Genomic DNA, 18,536 nt, shown 5'->3' with positions numbered 1-18,536 from the left:
CCTCGCCGCTGATCGCCAACCGCACCGCGATCGGCCAGTGGGAGCAGTTCGACCTCATCCCGCTCGGCGGCACGAACGTCGCCCTGCGCGCCCACGCCGACAACCGCTACGTGACGGCCGAGAACGCCGGTGCCGCCGCCCTGATCGCCAACCGCACCGCCATCGCCCAGTGGGAGACCTTCCAGCTGGTCACCAACGCCGACGGCAGCGTCAGCCTCCTCGCCGCCGCCGACAACCAGTACGTGACCGCGGAGAACGCGGGTGCCTCCGCGCTGATCGCCAACCGCACCGCGATCGGCCCGTGGGAGGAGTTCGACCTGATCGGCTGACACCCCGCACCCACAGTCCACGGCCCGGGGGCCCTCCTCCCCCCGGGCCGTTCCCGGCTTCCCCCGGCATGCCCGGACCGCCGCCCGACCCGCCGACGTGTTCGTACAACTCGATGCGTTCGCCTGACGGCCAACGGGCAGTCATGAGCGGTCCGCCGGGAGGTACCCCGCAGGCGCTGTCCTGGGGGCGACCACCCCTCCGCCCCGCGACACCCCGAGGTCGTCCACCCATGGCTGAACTGAACCGCCGCCGTTTCCTGCAACTGACCGGCGCCACCGTCGCGTTCTCGGCGCTGTCCGAGAGCATCGCCCGAGCCGCCGCGATCGCACCGGCCGGCACCACCGGCACCGTCCAGGACGTCGAGCACATCGTCGTGCTGATGCAGGAGAACCGTTCGTTCGACCACTACTTCGGCTCGATGAAGGGCGTGCGCGGCTTCGGCGACCCCCGCCCGGTGACCCTGCCCAGCGGGAAGCCGGTCTGGTACCAGACGGACAGCACCAAGAAGGTGGTGCTGCCGTTCCGCCCCCAGGTCAGCGACCTGGGCATGCAGTTCGTCCAAGACCTCAACCACGACTGGACGGGCAGCCACAAGGCCTTCAACAACGGCAAGTACGACCAGTGGATCCCGGCCAAGACGGCCACCACGATGGCGTACCTGACCCGCCAGGACATCCCGTTCCACTACGCCCTGGCCGACGCCTTCACCATCTGCGACGCCTACCACTGCTCGTTCATCGGCTCCACCGACCCGAACCGCTACTACATGTGGACGGGCCACACGGGCAACGACGGCACCGGCGGCGGCCCGGTGCTGGGCAACCAGGAGGCCGGGTACAGCTGGACCACCTACCCCGAGCGGCTGCAGCAGGCCGGCGTCTCCTGGAAGATCTACCAGGACATCGGCGACGGCCTGAACGCGGCCGGCTCCTGGGGCTGGATCAACGACGCCTACCGGGGCAACTACGGCGACAACTCCCTGCTGTACTTCGACAACTACCGCAACGCCAAGCCCGGCGACCCGCTCTACGACCGGGCCCGCACCGGCACCGACGCGGCGGCCGGCCAGGGCCTGTTCGACATCCTCAAGGCCGACGTAGCGGCCGGCACACTGCCGCAGATCTCCTGGATCGCCGCCCCCGAGGCCTTCACCGAGCACCCGAACTGGCCTGCCAACTACGGCGCTTGGTACGTCTCCCAGGTGCTCGACGCGCTCACCTCCAATCCGGCCGTCTGGGCGAAGACCGCGCTGTTCATCACCTACGACGAGAACGACGGCTTCTTCGACCACGTCGTCCCGCCGTTCCCGCCCTCCGGCGCCGCGCAGGGCAAGTCGACGGTGCCGACCACGGCCGACTACTTCGCGGGCAACACCAGCTACGCCGCCGGGCCGTACGGCCTCGGCCAGCGGGTGCCGATGCTGGTCGTCTCGCCCTGGAGCACCGGTGGCTACACCTGCTCGGAGACCTTCGACCACACCTCGATCATCCGGTTCATGGAGACCCGCTTCGGGGTCAAGGAGCCCAACATCTCGCCCTGGCGCCGGGCCATCTGCGGCGACCTGACCTCGGCCTTCGACTTCACCGCCTCGAACGCGGTGCCGGCCGCCCTGCCCTCCACTGCCGCCTACCTGCCGCCGGACCGGGGCCGGCACCCGGACTACGTGCCCACTCCGCCGGCCACCGCCACCCTGCCCAAGCAGGAGGCCGGCGCCAAGCCCACCCGTCCGCTCAAGTACGCGCCGTACGTGGACGGTTCGGCCCTCACCAGCAGCTCCTACCAGCTCACCTTCAGCGGCGGCGCCTCGGCCGGCGCCCAGTTCCTGGTGGTCGCGGCCAACCGCACCGACGGCCCGTGGACGTACACCGCCGAGGCGGGCAAGACCATCGCGGACAGCTGGAACACCAAGTACTCCAAGGGCGTCACGGACCTCACCGTGCACGGCCCGAACGGCTTCCTGCGCCGCTTTCGCAACCCCGGCACCACCGCCGGCCCCGAGGTCACCGCCCGCCACAACGCGAGCACCGGCAACCTCGACCTGACCGTCACCAACACCGGCAGCACCGCCGTCGTGCTCACCCTGACCAACGCCTACAGCGGCGCCCCGCAGTCCCTCACCGCCAAGCCGGGCACCACCCTCGCCCACACCGTCGACCTGAGCGCCTGCCGCCACTGGTACGACCTCACCATCACCTCCAGCGCGACCACCGACTTCGTCCGCCGCCTGGCCGGCCACGTGGAGACGGGCGCCCCCGGACTCTCCGACCCGGGCCTCCTCACCTACTGACCGGCCCTGGAGGGTCGGGCTCACCCAGCCCGGCCCTCCCCCTTTTCATCATCTTGACGATAGTCACCGGAGGCCAATATCGTCATCATGACGAAAAGAGGTGCCTCCCCATGGCCGACATCACCGCACGCCTCGGCTTCCGCCACCTGCGCGCGACCCCCACCTCCCACATCCGCCACCTGAACCGGGGCCAACTGGCCCACGAGGGCACCGGTCTGGCCTTCTGGTTCCGTCCGCTCAGCGCCGCCCTCTCCGAGGTGCCGGTGGACGACCGCGAGCTCGCGATGCTCTTCCACTCCCGCACCTCGGACTTCCAGGACGTCACCGTCCAGGCCACCCTCACCTACCGGATCACCGACCCGGCGCTGGCCGCGACCCGGGTGGACTTCGGGATCGACCCGGACAGCGGCGCCTGGCGCGCCGCCCCGCTCGACCAGCTCGCCACCCTGCTGACCGAGACCGCCCAGCAGCACGCCCTCGGCCTGCTGGCCCGCACCCCGCTCGCCACCGCCCTGGCCGACGGGGTCAGCGCCGTCCGCGAGCGGATGGCCGCCGGGTTGGCCGGCGAGGCGCGGATCGCCGAGACCGGGGTCGAGGTGATCGCGGTCCGGGTGGTCGCGCTGCGCCCCGAACCGGAGGTGGAGCGGGCGCTGCGCACGCCGGCCCGCGAACTCGTCCAGCAGGAGGCCGACCGGGCCACCTTCGAGCGGCGCGCCGTGGCCGTGGAGCACGAGCGGGGCATCGCCGAGAACGAGCTCACCAACCGGATCGAACTCGCCCGCCGCGAGGAGCAGTTGCTCGCCCAGCAGGGCGCCAACGCCCGGCTCCGGGCCGAGGAGGAGGCGGCCGCCGACCGCGTCCGCACCGAGGCCGAGGCGGAGGCCGACCGGGTGCGCGCCACCGCCGAGGCCGAGCGCCGCACCCGGCTGGCCGCCGCCGATGCGGAGGCCGCCCACGGCCTCGGCACGGCCCGGGCCGCCGCCGAGGCCGCCTGGCTCACCGCCCACCAGCAGGCCGACCCCGCCGTGCTGCGGGCGCTGGCCCTGATGCGGCTCGCCGAGCACCTGCCCCGGATCGACAGCGTCACCCTCACCCCGGACCTGCTCAGCGGCCTGCTCACCAAGCTCGGTGCCGGCGGGGCCGACGCATGACCCTGGCCCCGCGCGCCGTGCTGGTCCACCGCCGCACCGAGTACGAGGACCTGATCGCCCACCACGGCACGCCGGCCCAGGCCGCGTTCTTCCTCTCCTCCCGGGGCCGCTCGGCCGAGGAGGTCGAGCAGCGCCACCACCGCCAGGCCGAGGCCCTCACCCGGGCCGCGGCGGCCGTCCCGCTGGACTGGCGGCGCACCCGGGTCGAGCGCGCCGACCTCGCCCGGTTCCTCTTCGAACCGGAGGACGTGGTGGTGGTGATCGGCCAGGACGGCTTGGTCGCCAACGTCGCCAAGTACCTGGCCGGCCAGCCGGTGATCGGCGTGGACGCCGACCCGGGCCGGGGCCTGGGCGTCCTGGTCCGCCACGGCGCCACCGCGCTCCCCGCCCTGCTGCCGGCCGCCGTCGGGCGCGGCGCGGACCGGCGGATCGAGGAGCGCACCATGGTCGAGGCCGTCGCCGACGACACCCAGCGCCTGCTGGCCCTCAACGAGGTGTACGTCGGCCAGCCCGGCCACCAGACCGCCCGCTACCGCCTCACGGCGGACAGCGCGGAGGCGGAACCGCAGGCCTCCTCGGGCGTCCTGGTCAGCACCGGCACCGGCGCCACCGGCTGGGGCCGGTCCGCCTGGCTGGAGCGCGGCGGCCCGCTCACCCTGCCGGCCCCGGGCGCCCCGGCCCTGGCCTGGTTCGTCCGCGAGGCCTGGCCCTCCCCCACCACCGCCACCACCCGGGTGCACGGCCTGCTCGACAGCGCCGGCTCCCTCCGACTGACCGTCGAGTCCGACCACTTGGTCGCCTTCGGCGACGGCATCGAGACGGACGCCCTGAATCTCACCTGGGGCCAGAGCATCCGGATCGGCGTCGCCGCGACCCGCCTGCGCCTGCTGGCCTGAACGGTCGGCCCGCGATGAACCGTCAGGCCCGGCGGAGCTGCCACTGCTGGCTGCTGCTCCCGGTGTCGGCCTGCTGCTCGATCCCGGCCGCGTCGGCGGTGGAGTCGCCGGTGACGCCGAGCACCAGCCCGCTGCGGACGCTGACGATCGTCACGTAGCCGCCCCCGGCGTCGGCCAGGCGCCACTGCTGGTTGGTGCCCTGGGTCGGGGTCCACTGGATGATCGGGGTGCCGCCCGCCGTGCCGCCGCCCTGGACGTCCAGCGCCAAGTGGGAGGAGCCGTTGGTGAACTGCCAGGCACCGCCGCCGATCGGCGCTGCCAGCCACGTCTGGTTGGCCGCCTGCGAGGGCGTCCACTGGATCATGGCGGTGCCGGTGGCGGCCGAGGCGCCGGGGTCGTCGATCGCCTTGCCGCTGCGCCGGTTGACGAACTGGACCACCGAGGGCAGGGCCACCGGGTCGGGGGTGAGGGTGACGGACCCGCCGGCGGCCAGCGTGACGCCCTGGCTCCAGGCGCCCACCCGGACGGTGGTGGCGGTGCCGCCGATGCTGTGCAGGGTCAGGCTGGTCACCTGGCCGCCGCTCCAGGCGAAGTCCACGGTGAAGCCGCCCCGCACGCCGGCCCCCGTGACCGAGCCGCTCGCCGCCCAGGCGGTGGGCAGGGCGGGCAGCAGCTCGACCAGCCCGGGCCGGGAGTGCACCAGCATCTCGATCATCGCCGCCGGCGTGCCGTAGTTGGCGTCGATCTGGAAGGTCGACCGGGAGCCGAAGCCGTACATGTCGAACATGTTGATCCCGGTGCCGTTACTGAAGTCGACCGAGGGCTTCATCACGGTGGTGACCAGCTGGTACGCCTTGTCGGCGTTGTGCAGCCGGGCCCAGCAGAGCGCCCGCCAGGCGCAGGCCCAGCCGAAGCTCTGCATCCCGCGCGCGGTCAGCAGCTTGGTGGCGCCGACCAGCAGGTCGGTGGGCGTGGTGTCGGGGTCGAGGCGGTCGCCGGGGAAGAGGCCGATCAGCGGGGAGAGGTGGCGGTGGGTGGTGTCGCCGAGGTTGGCGTCCGTCATCCACTCCTCCAGCCAGCCGGTGGTGGCGCTGACCCGCGGCAGGTAGAGCCGGCCCTGCAGGTCGGCCACGGTGGCGGCGAAGGCGGCGTCGAGCCCGAGGGTGCTCGCGGCGGCCCGGTAGTCCTGGAAGAGCTGCCGGACCAGCTCCTGCGCGTAGGTGATGCCCCGGGCGTCGCCCGGCCCCTGCTCGGGCGACCAGTCGTGGTCGTCCACCAGCACCTGGCTGCCGGTGGCGGGGTCGGTGACGGTGACCAGCCGGGCCTGCCAGAACTCGCAGGCCCCCTTGAGCAGTGGGTAGATCCGGGCCAGGTAGGCCGCGTCCTGGGTGAACTCGTAGTGCTCGTAGAGGGAGCGGCAGAGCCAGGCGCTGCCGGCCGGGTGCCAGTCCCAACCGCTGCCGCCCCAGACGTTGGTGGAGATGCCCACCGTCCAACCCGCCACCGTGCCGGATGTGTTGCGGTAGCCGTTGCGGGGGTCCTGGAAGAGCCGCTGGGTGGCGTCCCGCCAGCCCGGGTACTGGCTGACGCAGTAGTCGGCGAAGGCGGTGAAGCACTCGCCGAGGCCGGCCCGGTCGGGCAGCCAGTAGTTCATCTGGAGGTTGATGTCGGTGTGGTAATCGCCCATCCAGTCGGGGGAGTTGGTGTCGAGCCAGAGCCCCTGGAGGTTGGTGGGCAGGCTGCCGCGTGACCCGGCGATGGTCAGGTACCGGCCGAACTGCAGGTAGCAGGCCTCCAGTTCGGGGTCGGGCGCGGCGCCGGCCACGGCCCGGGCGGCCAGCCGGGAGGCGGTGTCCATCGCCCGCTGCGCGGCGGTGGAGGTACCCAGGTTGACGGTCATGGCCTGCTGGAGGCGCTGGTGGTCGGCGGTGTGGGTGGCCAGCAGCGCGGTGCCGGCCACGGCGGCGGCCGAGCCGGCCCTGGCCCGCGCGACGGCCAACGGGTCGCGGGTGCGGTCCTGGTACCCGGTGGCCGTGGCCGAGTACGTGGTGCCGCCGCTGATCAGCAGCAGCACCTCGGTGCAGCCGCTGAAGGTCACCTTGCCGCCGGCGGCGGAGGAGGCGGAGACCGAGCCGCCGGTGCCGACGGCCTTGAGCACGGTGGCGTACGCCAGCCCGTTGGCCAGGGCCGCAGAGAAGGAGACCGAGGCACTTGCCGCGTCCGCCGTGACGGTCTCGCCCCGGGTGCCGGTCAGGGTGAGGCTGCCGGTGAAGGTGCCGCCGCCGGTCTGGCTGAGCCTGATCACCAGCAGGTCGTCCGGGTGGCTGGCGAACACCTCGCGCCGGTAACTCGCCCCGCCCGCCTGGTAGCTGGTGACGGCCAGGCCGTTGGACAGGTCGAGGCTGCGCCGGTAGCCGCTGATCGCCGCGGCGGTGTGGGCGGGCAGGTCGAGGTAGACCTTGGCGAGCAGCCCGAAGGTGCCGAAGTCGTTGCTGGTGTAGGGGAATTGGCCGCCGGAGTCCAGGGTGGTGTTCGGCCCGCCGGTCCACAGGGTGGCGTCGGCCAGGTAGAGGGCCTCGTGGGACGGGTCGCCGGTGGTCAGGGCGCCGAGGCGGCCGTTGCCGACCGGCAGGCCCTGCTGCAGGATGACCGGCTCGGTGCCGGGGGCGGTGTACCAGAGCGCCACCGCCTGGGCCTCGGGCACCAACGCGAGCGCCGGCCGGGCGACGGCCTCGGCGCGCGGGGTGAACTCGGGGAGGCTGGAGGCGGCCAGCGCGGCGCCGAACGACAGCGCGGCGCCCAGGACGCTGCGGCGCGAGGCGCCGTCTCCGGCGGGGGTGGGGAGGTGGCTCACGGGGGTCCCTTCGTGGGGGGCACCCCGACCGGTTCGACGGCCGGGGCGGGTACGGGATGGCCGGGGCGGGTACGGGACGGCCGGGTACTACTCCTGCTTCTCGCCGGAGGCGAAGCGGGAGACGATCAGCGCGAGGATGATGATCGCGCCGTTGAGGAACTGGTTCCAGAGCGGCGGCACTCCGGCCAGGGTCATCACGTTGACCACCAGTTGGAGGGTCAGCACCCCGGTCAGCGCGCCGAACAGGGTGCCCCGGCCACCGTTCAGGCTGACGCCGCCGATCACGGTGGCGGCGAACACCTGGAAGATCCAGCCGTTGCCCTGGTCGGCCGAGATGGAGCCGTAGTGGCCGGTGTAGAGCACCCCGGCGAAGGCGGCGAGCAGGCCGCCGAGCACCAGCACCGCCCAGGTGATCCGGTCCACCCGGATCCCGGCTGCCCGGGCCGCCTCGGCGTTGCCGCCGATCGCGTACAGCGCCCGGCCGTGGCGCAGCCAGGCGAGCGCCGAGCCGCCGGCCAGGAAGAGCAGGGCGCAGATCCAGATCGCCGCCGGTGCGCCGAGCCAGCTGCTGCGGCCGAGGTAGGTGAAGGAGGTGGGCAGGTTGACGATCGACTGCCCCTGGGAGACGGCGACTTGGAGCCCGCGCAGCAGGGTCAGCGCGCCGAGGGTGACGATGAAGCCGTTGAGGCGCAGCTTGAGGATCAGGAAGCCGTTCACGGCGCCGATCAGCGCGCCGATCGCCAGGCAGAGCGGCACGGCCGTCCAACCGGGCAGCAGGCCGAGGCCGTTGAAGCGGGCGCCGTGCTCGGGCAGCACCAGCCAGACGGCGAGCACGGGGGCGACGCCGATGGTGGACTCCAGCGAGAGGTCCATCCGGCCGGCGATCAGGATCAGCGCCTCCGCCAGCACCAACAGGCTGAGCTCGGTGGCCTGTTGGGCGACGCCGAGCAGGTTGTCGGCGGTGAGGAAGGCGGGCGAGACGGCGAAGCCGATCACCCCGAGGACGAGCAGGACGGGCAGCAGCGACAGGTCCCGGTAGCGGGCCGGGTCGAAGCGGCGGCCGGGCACGGCGAGGGCCGGCGGCGCGGGGGCGCGCAGCTCAGTGGTGGGAGACATCGGATTCCTTCGTGTCGGTGGAGCCGGTCGGGCCCGCAACCGCCGAGACCGGGCCGTGTGTGCCGGTGGCCTTGCCCTGCGTACCGGTGGCCTTGCCCTCCATGACGGCGGCCTGGCCCTGCGTACCGGTGGCCATGCCCTCCATGGCCGCGACCAGCTGTTCGTCGCTCCAGCCGGCTTCGAACTCGGCGACCACCCGGCCGTGGCACATCGCCAGCACCCGGTCGCAGACCCGCAGGTCGTCCAGCTCGTCGGAGACGATCAGCGCGCTACGCCCGGCGTCCGCGACCTGGCGGACGGTGCCGAGCAGGGCCTCCTTGGACTTGACGTCCACGCCGTTGGTGGGACGGATGGCGACCAGCACGTGCGGCTCGGTGGCCAGTGCGCGGGCGATGACCACCTTCTGCTGGTTGCCGCCGGAGAGCGCGGAGACCGGGGTGCTCGGCGCGGGGGTCTTGATGTCCAGCCCGGTGATCATCCGCTGGGCGAAGGCCCTGGTGCGTGCGGGCAGCACGACCCCGAGCGGGCCGAGCTGGTCGGTGGCGGTCAGGGTGGCGTTCTCGGCCACGCTGCGCTGCGGGACCAGGCCCTGGAGGTGCCGGTCCTCGGGCACGAACCCGATCCCGGCGGCCAGCGCCGCGGGCACCCGGCCGGTGCGGACGGGCTGCCCGGCGACGGTGACCGTGCCGGTCTGCGGCCGGTGCAGCCCGGCCAGGGTCTCGCCGAGCCGGACGTTGCCGCTGGCCGCCGAACCGGCGAGGCCCACCACCTCGCCGGCCCGGGCGGTGAGCGAGCAGTCGGTGAAGGCCCCGGCGAGGCCGAGCCCACTCACCGCCAGCAGCTCGGCGCCCCGGGCGGGGGCCCGGCCGGCCACGGCCCGGGCGGGCCCGGCCGAGCCCTCCCCGGTCATCGCCTCCACCAGGGCCTGCTGGTCGAGCTCGGCGACCGGTGCGGTGACCACGTGCCGGGCGTCCCGGTAGACCGTCACGGTGGCGCAGAGCTCGTAGACCTCCTGGAGGTGGTGCGAGATGAAGAGGAAGGCCACGCCTTGCCGTTGGAGCTCGCGCAGCCGGTCGAAGAGCCGCCCGATGCCCCGGGCGTCCAGCTTGGCGGTGGGCTCGTCCAGGATGATGAACCGGGCCCCGAAGGAGAGCGCCCGGGCGATCTCCACGAACTGGCGCTGTTCGACCGTCAGGCGCTCCGCCCGGGCCCCCGGGTCGACCTCCACCCCGTACTCGGCGAGCAGCTCGCCGGCCCGGCGGCGCAGCTGCTTCCAGCCGATCGGGCGCAGCGGGCCGGTGCTCTGGCGGTCGAGGCTGTGCCTGTTCAAAAACAGGTTCTCGGCGACGCTGAGGGCGGGGATGACGGTGGAGCGCTGGTAGACGCAGGCGACCCGGGCTCGCCAGGCCGCGGTGTCGCCGGGGGCGGGGGCCGGCTCGCCGCCGAAGCGCAGGGTGCCGGTGTCGGGCTGCTGCAGCCCGGTGAGGATCGAGACGAGGGTGGACTTGCCCGCGCCGTTGCGCCCCACCAGGGCGTGCGACTCGCCCGGGGCCACCGAGATGCGGGCGTCGTTGAGGGCGACGGTGGCGCCGAAGCGCTTGCTGATCCCCTCGGCCTCGACGAGGGGGCTGGGGTCCGCCATGGCGGGTCCTCCGTTTCGGCTGGATGGTCGAGGGGCCATAGGGCCCGTCTTCAAGCCCCCGTCGTCCGCCCGGAGGCGGCGCCCCGCAGGCGGGGGTTTGAAGACGGGCCCTAGTGGCCGACGCTGTTGCCCCAGAGGGTCGTGTCGTCCACGTTCTCCCTGGTGACCAGGGGCGCGGGGAGCTGGTCCTCCAGGCCGTTGGGGAGCTGGATGACGGTCGAACCGTGGTCGGTGGGGCCGGGCTGGAAGGTCCTGCCCTCGGCGGCGGCCTCGGCGTAGAAGAGGGCGTACTTGGCGTAGAGGTCGGCGGGCTGGGAGACGGTGGCGTCGATCTCGCCCTTGCGGATCGCGTCGAACTCCTGCGGGATGCCGTCGTTGGAGACGATCGCGATGTGCCCGGGCTGCCCGGCCGGCTTGAGCAGGCCCTTCTGCTGGAGCAGGGCCAGGGTGGGCTGGAGGAAGACCCCGCCGGCCTGCAGGTAGACGCCGCCGAGGTCGGGGGCGGCGGCCAGCGTGGACTGGAGCTTGGCGGAGGCCACGTCGCCCTTCCAGTCCGTGGCCAGCTCGATCACCTCGATGCCGGGGTACTCCGCCTTCATGCAGGCGGCGAAGGCCTCGGAGCGGTCGCGGCCGTTGATCGAGCTCAGCGCGCCCTGCAGCTCGGCCACCTTGCCCTTGCCGCCCAGCCGCCTGCCGAGGAACTCGCAGGCCTTGGTGCCGTACGCCTTGTTGTCGGCGCGTACCACCATGAAGACGCTGCCCTTGTCGGGGCGGGTGTCCACGGTGACCACCGGGATCTTCTTGGCGGCGAGCTGGTCGAGGGTGGAGGCGATGGCGCCGGTGTCCTGCGGGGCTATCACCACGGCCTTGGCCCCGGTGTTCTGGAAGACCTGGACGTTGGCCACCAGCTTGGTCACGTCGTTCTGCGAGTTGCTCACCGGGAGGGTGTGCAGGCCCTGGGTGGCCGTCTGCTGCTTCACGTACTGGGCGTAGGAGTTCCAGAAGTCGGAGTCCGCCCGGGGCAGGTCGATGCCGATCGCGGGCTTGCCGCCGGCGGCGGCGCTCGCACCGCTGCCGCGGTTGCAGGCCGTGGCGGCGCCCGCCAGGACGACCACCAGGGCTGCGGCCAGGATTCTCGGGGTGCGGGACGTCATGGTGCGGCTCTCCTCGAGTGGGTTGGGGGTGCCCGGCAGGACCATACGAGTCGGCTGGCCCACCCACAAGAGGAAACCTCGGATGACTTCATTCGATCACTCGTCATATGCGCGCAGAGATGATCCCTGATCACCATCTCCGCGCACCATCACGCATCCGATCGCCGCAGACATCCGATGAATACTTGCGGACCGCCCACCCCCGCTCGTATGGTCGGCCCACCGCGGATTCATCCGATGAGTAGGCAGGGCCGTGAGCTGTCCGGCCCCGGAGCACCTGGAGTCCAGACGTGAAGCTGCTGCGCATCGGAGCCCCCGGAGCGGAGACACCAGCCCTCCTCGCGGCGGACGGGACCAGCTACGACCTCACCGCCCTCACCCCCGACATCGACGGCCCGTTCCTGGCCTCCGGCGGGCTCGACCGCGTCCGCCGCGCCCTCGCCGAGGGCCGCCTCCCTCGCCTGGAAGCGGCGCAGGACCGGATCGGCCCGCCGATCGCCCGGCCGGGCAAGATCGTCTGCATCGGCCTCAACTACCGCGACCACGCCGCCGAGACCGGCGCCGCCGTGCCGGAGCGGCCGGTGGTGTTCCTCAAGGACCCCGCCACCGTGGTCGGCCCGTACGACCAGGTGCTGATCCCCCGGGGCTCGGTGAAGACCGACTGGGAGGTCGAACTCGCCGTGGTGATCGGCCGTCGGGCCCGCTACCTGGAGACGGAGGCGGAGGCGCTGGCCTGCATCGCCGGCTACACGATCAGCCACGACGTCTCCGAGCGCGAGTTCCAGCTGGAGTACTCGGCGCAGTGGGACCTCGGCAAGTCCTGCGAGACCTTCAACCCGCTCGGCCCCTGGCTGGTCACCCCCGAGGAGGCCGGCGACCCGCAGCGGCTCGGCCTGCGCCTGTCCGTCAACGGCGAGAAGCGCCAGGACGGCACCACCTCGAACATGCTCTTCGAGGTCACCCACCTCGTCCGCTACCTGAGCGCGTACATGGTGCTCAACCCCGGCGACGTGATCAACACCGGCACCCCGGCCGGGGTGGCCCTCGGCCTGCCCGGCACCCCGTACCTGCGCGCGGGCGACACCGTGGAGCTGTCCGTCGACGGCCTCGGCACCCAGCGCCAGACCTTCGTCGACGCGTGAAAGGCATCGAGTTGTCCGCAACCACCGCGCGGATCACCGCCGTCGAGACCCACGACCTTCGCTTCCCCACCTCGCGGGAGCTGGACGGGTCCGACGCGATGAACCCCTCCCCCGACTACTCCGCCGCCTACCTGGTGCTCCGCACCTCGGACGACGGGCCCGAGGGCCACGGCTTCACCTTCACCATCGGTCGTGGCAACGAGGTGCAGGTCGCCGCGATCGACACCCTGCGCGCCCACGTGGTCGGCCGCTCCGTCGCCGGGCTCTGCGCCGACCCGGGCTCGCTCTACCGCGACCTGATCGGCGACAGCCAACTGCGCTGGCTGGGCCCGGAGAAGGGCGTGCTGCACATGGCCGTCGGCGCCGTGGTCAACGCCGTCTGGGACCTGGCCGCCAAGCGCGCGGGCCGGCCGCTCTGGCAGCTGCTCGCCGAGGCCGATCCGGCCTGGCTGGTCTCCCAGATCGACTTCCGCTACCTCAGCGACGCGCTCACCCCGGAGGAGGCGCTGGCCCTGCTCACCCGGGGCAGACGGGGGGCCGAGCAGCGCACGGCCGAGCTGCTGCGCCGGGGCTACCCCGCGTACACCACCTCCCCCGGCTGGCTCGGCTACTCGGACGAGAAGCTCACCCGCCTGGCCGTGCAGGCCGTGGCCGACGGCTTCACCCAGATCAAGCTCAAGGTCGGCGCCGACCTGGCGGACGACCTCCGCCGCTGCCGGGCCGCCCGGGCGGCCGTCGGGCCGGGCATCCGGCTGGCGGTGGACGCCAACCAGCGCTGGGACGTGGCCCAGGCGATCGAGTGGACCAACGCGCTGGCCGAGTTCGACCCGTACTGGATCGAGGAGCCCACCAGCCCGGACGACGTCCTTGGCCACGCCGCCATCCGGGCCGGCGTGGGCCCGGTCAAGGTGGCCACCGGCGAGCACGTGCAGAACCGCATCGTCTTCAAGCAGCTGCTCCAGGCCGGGGCCATCGACATCCTCCAGCTGGACGCCGCCCGGGTCGGCGGGGTCAACGAGAACCTCGCCGTCCTGCTGCTGGCCGCCAAGTTCGGCGTGCCCGTCTGCCCGCACGCCGGCGGGGTCGGTCTCTGCGAACTCGTCCAGCACCTCTCGATGTTCGACTTCCTCGCGCTCTCCGGCTCCACCGAGGACCGGATGATCGAGTACGTCGACCACCTGCACGAGCACTTCCTCGACCCCGTGGTGGTCGAGGCCGGCCACTACCGGGCGCCCACCCGGCCCGGCTTCTCCGCCGAGATCCACCGGTCCACCATCGACACGTACCGTTACCCCGACGGCTCCTTCTGGGCAGCCGACCTGGCCAGGACGGAGCAGCCCGCATGACCGGCAGGGAGTTCGACGGCCGCACCGCCCTGGTCACCGGCGGCGCCTCCGGCATCGGCCTGGCCACCGCCCTGCTGCTCGCCGAGCGCGGCGCCCGGGTCGCCGTGCTCGACCTCGCTCCCCAAGTGCCCGCCCCCATCAGGGGGTTCACCGTCGACCTCACCGATGACGCCGCCGTCCGCGCGGCCGTGACGGCCGCCGCCGAGGCCCTCGGCGGCCTTGACATCCTGGTCAACAACGCCGGCATCGGCGCCACCGGCACGGTCGAGGACAACCCCGACGCCCAGTGGCACGCCGTGCTGGACGTCAACCTCCTGGGCACCGTCCGCGCCACCCGCGCCGCCCTGCCCCACCTGCGGCGCTCCGTGCTGTCCCGTCCGGGGCGAACCGCGGCGATCGTCAACACCTGCTCGATCGCCGCCACCACCGGCCTGCCCCAGCGCGCCCTCTACTCGGCGAGCAAGGGCGCGCTGCTCGCCCTCACCCTGGCCATGGCCGCCGACCACGTCCGCGAGGGCATCCGGGTCAACTGCGTCAACCCCGGTACGGTGGACACCCCGTGGGTCGGCCGACTGCTCGACGCGGCCGAGGACCCGGCGGCCGAGCGCGCCGCGTTGAACGCCCGCCAGCCCACCGGCCGGCTGGTCACCGCCGAGGAGGTGGCCGCCGCGATCGCCTACCTCGCCTCCCCCGCCGCCGCGAGCGTCACCGGCACCGCCCTCGCCGTGGACGGCGGCATGGCCGGCCTCCGTCTCCGTCCGGCCGGCGCCTCGTGACCACCCGCCGGCTGGGGCGCAGCACGGTACGGGTCGGTCCGCTCGCCCTCGGCGCCGCCCCGCTCGGCAACCTCTTCACCCCGGTCGACGACACCCGGGCCGCCCAGACGGTGCACGCCGCCTGGGCGGCGGGCGTCCGGCACTTCGACACCGCCCCGCACTACGGCCTGGGCCTCTCCGAGCGGCGGCTCGGGGCCGCCCTCCGCGAGCTGCCCCGGGCGGAGTACGTGCTCTCCACCAAGGTCGGCCGCCTGCTCGAACCGCTCCCCCGGGTGCGGGGCGACGACCTGGCCGACGGCTTCGCCGTCCCGGCCACCCACCGGCGGCGCTGGGACTTCTCCGCCGACGGCGTGCTCCGCTCGATCGAGGCCAGCCTGGAGCGGCTCGGCCTGGACCGGATCGACCTCGCCTACCTGCACGACCCGGACGACCACGCCGAGCAGGCCCTCACCGCCGCCTACCCCGCACTGGAGCGGCTGCGGGCGGAGGGCGTGCTCGGGGCGATCGGGATCGGCATGAACCAGGCCGAACTGCCGGCCCGGTTCGTCCGGGAGACCGACCTGGACGTGGTCCTGCTGGCCGGCCGCTACAGCCTGCTCGACCAGCGCGGGCTGGCCGAACTGCTGCCACTGGCGGCCGAGCGGGGTGTCTCCGTGGTGATCGGCGGGGTCTTCAACTCCGGCCTGCTCGCCGACCCCCGCCCCGAGGCCACCTTCGACTACACCACCGCTCCCGCCGAACTCCTCGCTCGTGCACGGGAGTTGCAGCGGGTCTGCGCAGCGCACGGCGTGCCGCTGCGCGCGGCCGCGCTCCGCTTCCCGTTCGGCCACCCGGCGGTGGCCGCCGTGCTGGTCGGCGCCCGCAGCCCGGCGGAGGCCGCCGACGCGGGTGACATGATCGACCTACCCGTCCCCGACGCACTGTGGGCCGACCTGAAGGAGCGTAAGTTGCTCCCCGATCAGGTCCCCACTCCGAAGGAGGCCGACTGATGCGGGTCGCCCTGTTCATCACCTGTTTCAATGACACGATGTTCCCCGGTACCGGCAAGGCCGTGGTCGAGGTCCTCGAACGCCTCGGCCACACCGTCGACTTCCCGATGGAGCAGACCTGCTGCGGGCAACTGCACTTCAACACCGGCTACCGGCCCGAGGCCCTCCCGCTGGTCGACCGGTTCACCCGGGCCTTCGCCGGCTACGAGGCCGTGGTCACCCCCTCCGCCTCCTGCGCCGGGATGGTGCGGGAGGGCCACCCGCTGCTCGCCGCCGACCACGGCACGGCCGACCTCCAGCGCCGGGTCGCCGAACTCGTGCCCCGGGTGCACGAGTTCACCGAATTCCTGACCGAGGTGCTGGGCGTCACCAAGGTCGGCGCCTCCTTCCCGCACACCGTGGCCTACCACCCCACCTGCCACTCGCTCCGCGGCCTGCACCTGGGCGACCGGCCCGAACGGCTGCTGCGCGCGGTGGCCGGCCTGGAGCTGGTCGACATGCCCGCCGCCGACTCCTGCTGCGGCTTCGGCGGCACCTTCGCGGTCAAGAACGCCGACACCTCCGCCGCCATGCTGGCCGACAAGGCCGCCGCCGTCCGGGCGAGCGGCGCCGAGGTGCTCTGCGCCGCCGACAACTCCTGCCTGCTGCACATCGGCGGCGGCCTCTCCCGCCAGGGCAGCCCGGTGCGGACCATGCACCTGGCCGAGATCCTCGCCGCCACCGAGGGAGGTGCCCGATGAACGGGCGCGGCGTGGTCTGGCTCGGTGCCCCGTCCTTCCCGGTGGCGGCGAAGCAGGCGCTGGCCGACCCCCAGCTGCGCGCCAACCTCAAGCGCGCCACCACCACGATCCGCGACAAGCGGCTGGCGGTGGCCGCCGAGCTCGACGACTGGGAGGCGCTCCGGGACGCCGCCGCCGCGATCAAGAAGCGCACCGCCCGCCATCTCGACCGCTACCTGCTCCAGTTGGAGGAGTCGGTCACGGCGGCGGGCGGCACGGTGCACTGGGCCGCCGACGCCGGCGAGGCCAACCGGATCGTCACGGAGCTGGTCCGCGCCACCGGCGAGACCGAGGTGGTGAAGATCAAGTCCATGGCCACCCAGGAGATCGGCCTCAACGAGCACCTCGCCGTACACGGCATCACCGCCTACGAGACCGACCTGGCCGAGCTGATCGTCCAGCTCGGTGACGACCGCCCCTCGCACATCCTGGTGCCGGCCATCCACAAGAACCGCACCGAGATCCGCGACCTCTTCGCCGCCGAGATGGCCCACTGGGGCCGCCCGGCCCCGGAGGGCCTGACCGACGCGCCGCGCGAACTCGCCGAGGCTGCCCGGCGACACCTTCGGGAGAAGTTCCTCACCGCCAAGGTGGCCGTCTCGGGCGCCAACTTCGCCTGCGCCGACACCGGCACGGTGGTGATCGTCGAATCCGAGGGCAACGGCCGGATGTGCCTGACGCTGCCCGAGACCCTGATCACCGTGATGGGCATCGAGAAGGTGCTGCCCAGCTGGTCCGAGCTGGAGGTCTTCCTCCAACTCCTCCCCCGCTCCTCCACCGGCGAGCGGATGAACCCCTACACCTCCACCTTCACCGGCACCACCGAGGGCGACGGCCCGTCCGCCTTCCACCTCGTGCTGCTCGACAACGGCCGCACCGACACCCTGGCCGACCGGGTCGGCCGCCAGGTGCTGGCCTGCATCCGCTGCTCGGCCTGCCTGAACGTCTGCCCGGTGTACGAGCGCACCGGTGGCCACGCGTACGGCTCGGTCTACCCGGGCCCGATCGGCGCCGTCCTCACCCCGCAGCTGGTCGGCCCCGAGCACGCCGCCTCGCTGCCCTTCGCCTCCACCCTCTGCGGCGCCTGTTACGAGGCCTGCCCGGTGAAGATCGACATCCCCCGGGTGCTAACCCACCTGCGGGCCGAGGTGGTCGAGGCCCAGGGCGGCCGGACGGCCGAGGCCCTGGCGTTGAAGGCCGCCGGCAAGGTGCTCGACTCCCCGCACCTGTTCGCCGCCGCCCAGAAGGCCGCCGCGCTCGGCGGCAAGGCCCTGGCCCGCAAGGGCAGGATCGGCCGGCTCCCGGGCCCGGCGGCCGGCTGGTCCGACACCCGCGACACCCCCGCGCCGCCCGCCGAGTCCTTCCGCAGCTGGTGGCGCAAGAACAAGGAGGACGACCGATGAGCAGCCGCGAGGCGATCCTGGCCCGCATCCGCTCGGCCCTGGCCGACGTGCCCGCCGACGAGACCCCCGAGGACGTACCGGTCCCCCGCGCGTACCGCCGCTCGCACCTGGCCCCCGCCGAGGACCGGACCGCCGTCTTCTCCGAACGGGTCGCCGACTACCGCGCCACCGTCACCCGCACCGACCCCGCCGGCCTGCCCGCCACGATCGCCGCCCGCCTCACCGCCCGCGGCGCCGAGCGGCTCGCGCTGCCCGCCGGCTTCCCCCTCGAACTCCTCCCGGCCGGCCCCTGGGAGTGGCACCCCGAACCGCTGGACACCGCCGCCCTGGACGGCCTGGACGGCACGATCACCCTCGCGGCCGTCGGCATCGCCGTCACCGGCACCATTGTCCTGGACACCGGCCCGGGTCAGGGCCGCCGCGCGCTGACCCTCGTCCCGGACTACCACCTGTGCGTGATCCGGTCCGAGCAGATCGCCGAAGACCTCCCCGACGCCCTCGCCCGCCTCGACCCCGCCCGCCCGCTCACCTTCGTCTCCGGCCCCTCCGCCACCAGCGACATCGAGCTCGACCGCGTCGAGGGCGTCCACGGCCCGCGCACCCTGGACGTCGTCCTCGTCACCCCGGAGCAGCCGTGACCGCTCCGCCCCCTCCCCGCCCGATCGCCGACG

Annotated in this window: 14 protein-coding genes; 10 read left to right on the top strand and 4 right to left on the bottom strand. The window is 73.3% G+C overall.

The window, feature by feature from the left end; genetic code table 11:
• The first annotated feature begins 559 nt into the window (after nt 1-559).
• The 3 genes from CFP65_RS37340 (at nt 560) to CFP65_RS37330 (ending at nt 4,664) form a co-directional block, all read left to right on the top strand.
• The gene (locus CFP65_RS37340) at nt 560-2,617 is read left to right on the top strand and encodes a phosphocholine-specific phospholipase C (protein WP_104820327.1); all 2,058 of its coding nucleotides are present in this window, start codon (nt 560-562) and stop codon (nt 2,615-2,617) included.
• A 110-nt stretch (nt 2,618-2,727) separates the two neighbouring features.
• Nucleotides 2,728-3,768 carry an SPFH domain-containing protein gene (locus CFP65_RS37335; RefSeq protein WP_104820326.1) on the top strand — a complete coding sequence of 347 codons (1,041 nt, stop codon included), beginning with the start codon at nt 2,728-2,730 and terminating at the stop codon, nt 3,766-3,768.
• Nucleotides 3,765-4,664, top strand: coding sequence for an NAD(+)/NADH kinase (locus CFP65_RS37330; protein ID WP_104820325.1), 900 nt, complete (start codon nt 3,765-3,767; stop codon nt 4,662-4,664). Before CFP65_RS37335 ends, CFP65_RS37330 begins: the two co-directional genes overlap by 4 nt.
• A gap of 22 nt (nt 4,665-4,686) precedes the next feature.
• Here CFP65_RS37330 and CFP65_RS37325 read toward each other — a convergent pair whose 3' ends face one another.
• From CFP65_RS37325 to CFP65_RS37310, 4 genes are all read right to left on the bottom strand, one after another.
• Nucleotides 4,687-7,518, bottom strand: coding sequence for a glycoside hydrolase N-terminal domain-containing protein (locus CFP65_RS37325; protein ID WP_217368228.1), 2,832 nt, complete (start codon nt 7,516-7,518; stop codon nt 4,687-4,689).
• Between the two features lie 87 nt (nt 7,519-7,605).
• Nucleotides 7,606-8,634: an ABC transporter permease gene (locus tag CFP65_RS37320; RefSeq protein WP_104820324.1), complete on the bottom strand. Its 1,029-nt coding sequence runs from the start codon at nt 8,632-8,634 to the stop codon at nt 7,606-7,608.
• Nucleotides 8,618-10,276, bottom strand: coding sequence for a sugar ABC transporter ATP-binding protein (locus CFP65_RS37315; RefSeq protein WP_104820323.1), 1,659 nt, complete (start codon nt 10,274-10,276; stop codon nt 8,618-8,620). The genes CFP65_RS37320 and CFP65_RS37315 overlap by 17 nt, the downstream gene beginning before the upstream one ends.
• Before the next feature lie 110 nt (nt 10,277-10,386).
• A complete protein-coding gene (locus tag CFP65_RS37310) occupies nt 10,387-11,430 on the bottom strand; it encodes a sugar ABC transporter substrate-binding protein (RefSeq protein ID WP_104821404.1) in 1,044 nt (347 codons plus the stop codon).
• 290 nt (nt 11,431-11,720) lie between these two features.
• Between CFP65_RS37310 and CFP65_RS37305 the strand changes: the two genes are divergently transcribed.
• Genes CFP65_RS37305 through CFP65_RS37275 form a run of 7 tightly spaced genes read left to right on the top strand, consistent with a single transcriptional unit; the run spans nt 11,721 to nt 18,503 of the window.
• Nucleotides 11,721-12,572 (top strand): fumarylacetoacetate hydrolase family protein, encoded by an 852-nt coding sequence (locus CFP65_RS37305; protein ID WP_104820322.1) that lies wholly within the window; start codon nt 11,721-11,723, stop codon nt 12,570-12,572.
• 11 nt (nt 12,573-12,583) lie between these two features.
• Nucleotides 12,584-13,918, top strand: a complete 1,335-nt coding sequence (locus tag CFP65_RS37300; protein WP_104820321.1) for an L-fuconate dehydratase — start codon at nt 12,584-12,586, stop codon at nt 13,916-13,918.
• On the top strand, nt 13,915-14,694 hold the full coding sequence (locus CFP65_RS37295) for an SDR family NAD(P)-dependent oxidoreductase (protein WP_104820320.1): 780 nt from the start codon (nt 13,915-13,917) through the stop codon (nt 14,692-14,694). Before CFP65_RS37300 ends, CFP65_RS37295 begins: the two co-directional genes overlap by 4 nt.
• Nucleotides 14,691-15,683: an aldo/keto reductase gene (locus CFP65_RS37290; protein ID WP_104820319.1), complete on the top strand. Its 993-nt coding sequence runs from the start codon at nt 14,691-14,693 to the stop codon at nt 15,681-15,683. The genes CFP65_RS37295 and CFP65_RS37290 overlap by 4 nt, the downstream gene beginning before the upstream one ends.
• Nucleotides 15,683-16,423 (top strand): (Fe-S)-binding protein, encoded by a 741-nt coding sequence (locus CFP65_RS37285; RefSeq protein WP_104820318.1) that lies wholly within the window; start codon nt 15,683-15,685, stop codon nt 16,421-16,423. Before CFP65_RS37290 ends, CFP65_RS37285 begins: the two co-directional genes overlap by 1 nt.
• Entirely contained in the window at nt 16,420-17,865 is a 1,446-nt protein-coding gene (locus tag CFP65_RS37280; RefSeq protein ID WP_104820317.1) for a LutB/LldF family L-lactate oxidation iron-sulfur protein, read from the top strand. Before CFP65_RS37285 ends, CFP65_RS37280 begins: the two co-directional genes overlap by 4 nt.
• Nucleotides 17,862-18,503: a lactate utilization protein C gene (locus CFP65_RS37275; protein WP_104820316.1), complete on the top strand. Its 642-nt coding sequence runs from the start codon at nt 17,862-17,864 to the stop codon at nt 18,501-18,503. The genes CFP65_RS37280 and CFP65_RS37275 overlap by 4 nt, the downstream gene beginning before the upstream one ends.
• Nucleotides 18,504-18,536: the final 33 nt, after the last annotated feature.

The sequence above is a fragment of the Kitasatospora sp. MMS16-BH015 genome (genome assembly GCF_002943525.1).
GTDB lineage: Bacteria > Actinomycetota > Actinomycetes > Streptomycetales > Streptomycetaceae > Kitasatospora.
Note: the sequence above shows the minus strand (reverse complement) of the source record. Positions and strands in the feature narration are given on the sequence as shown.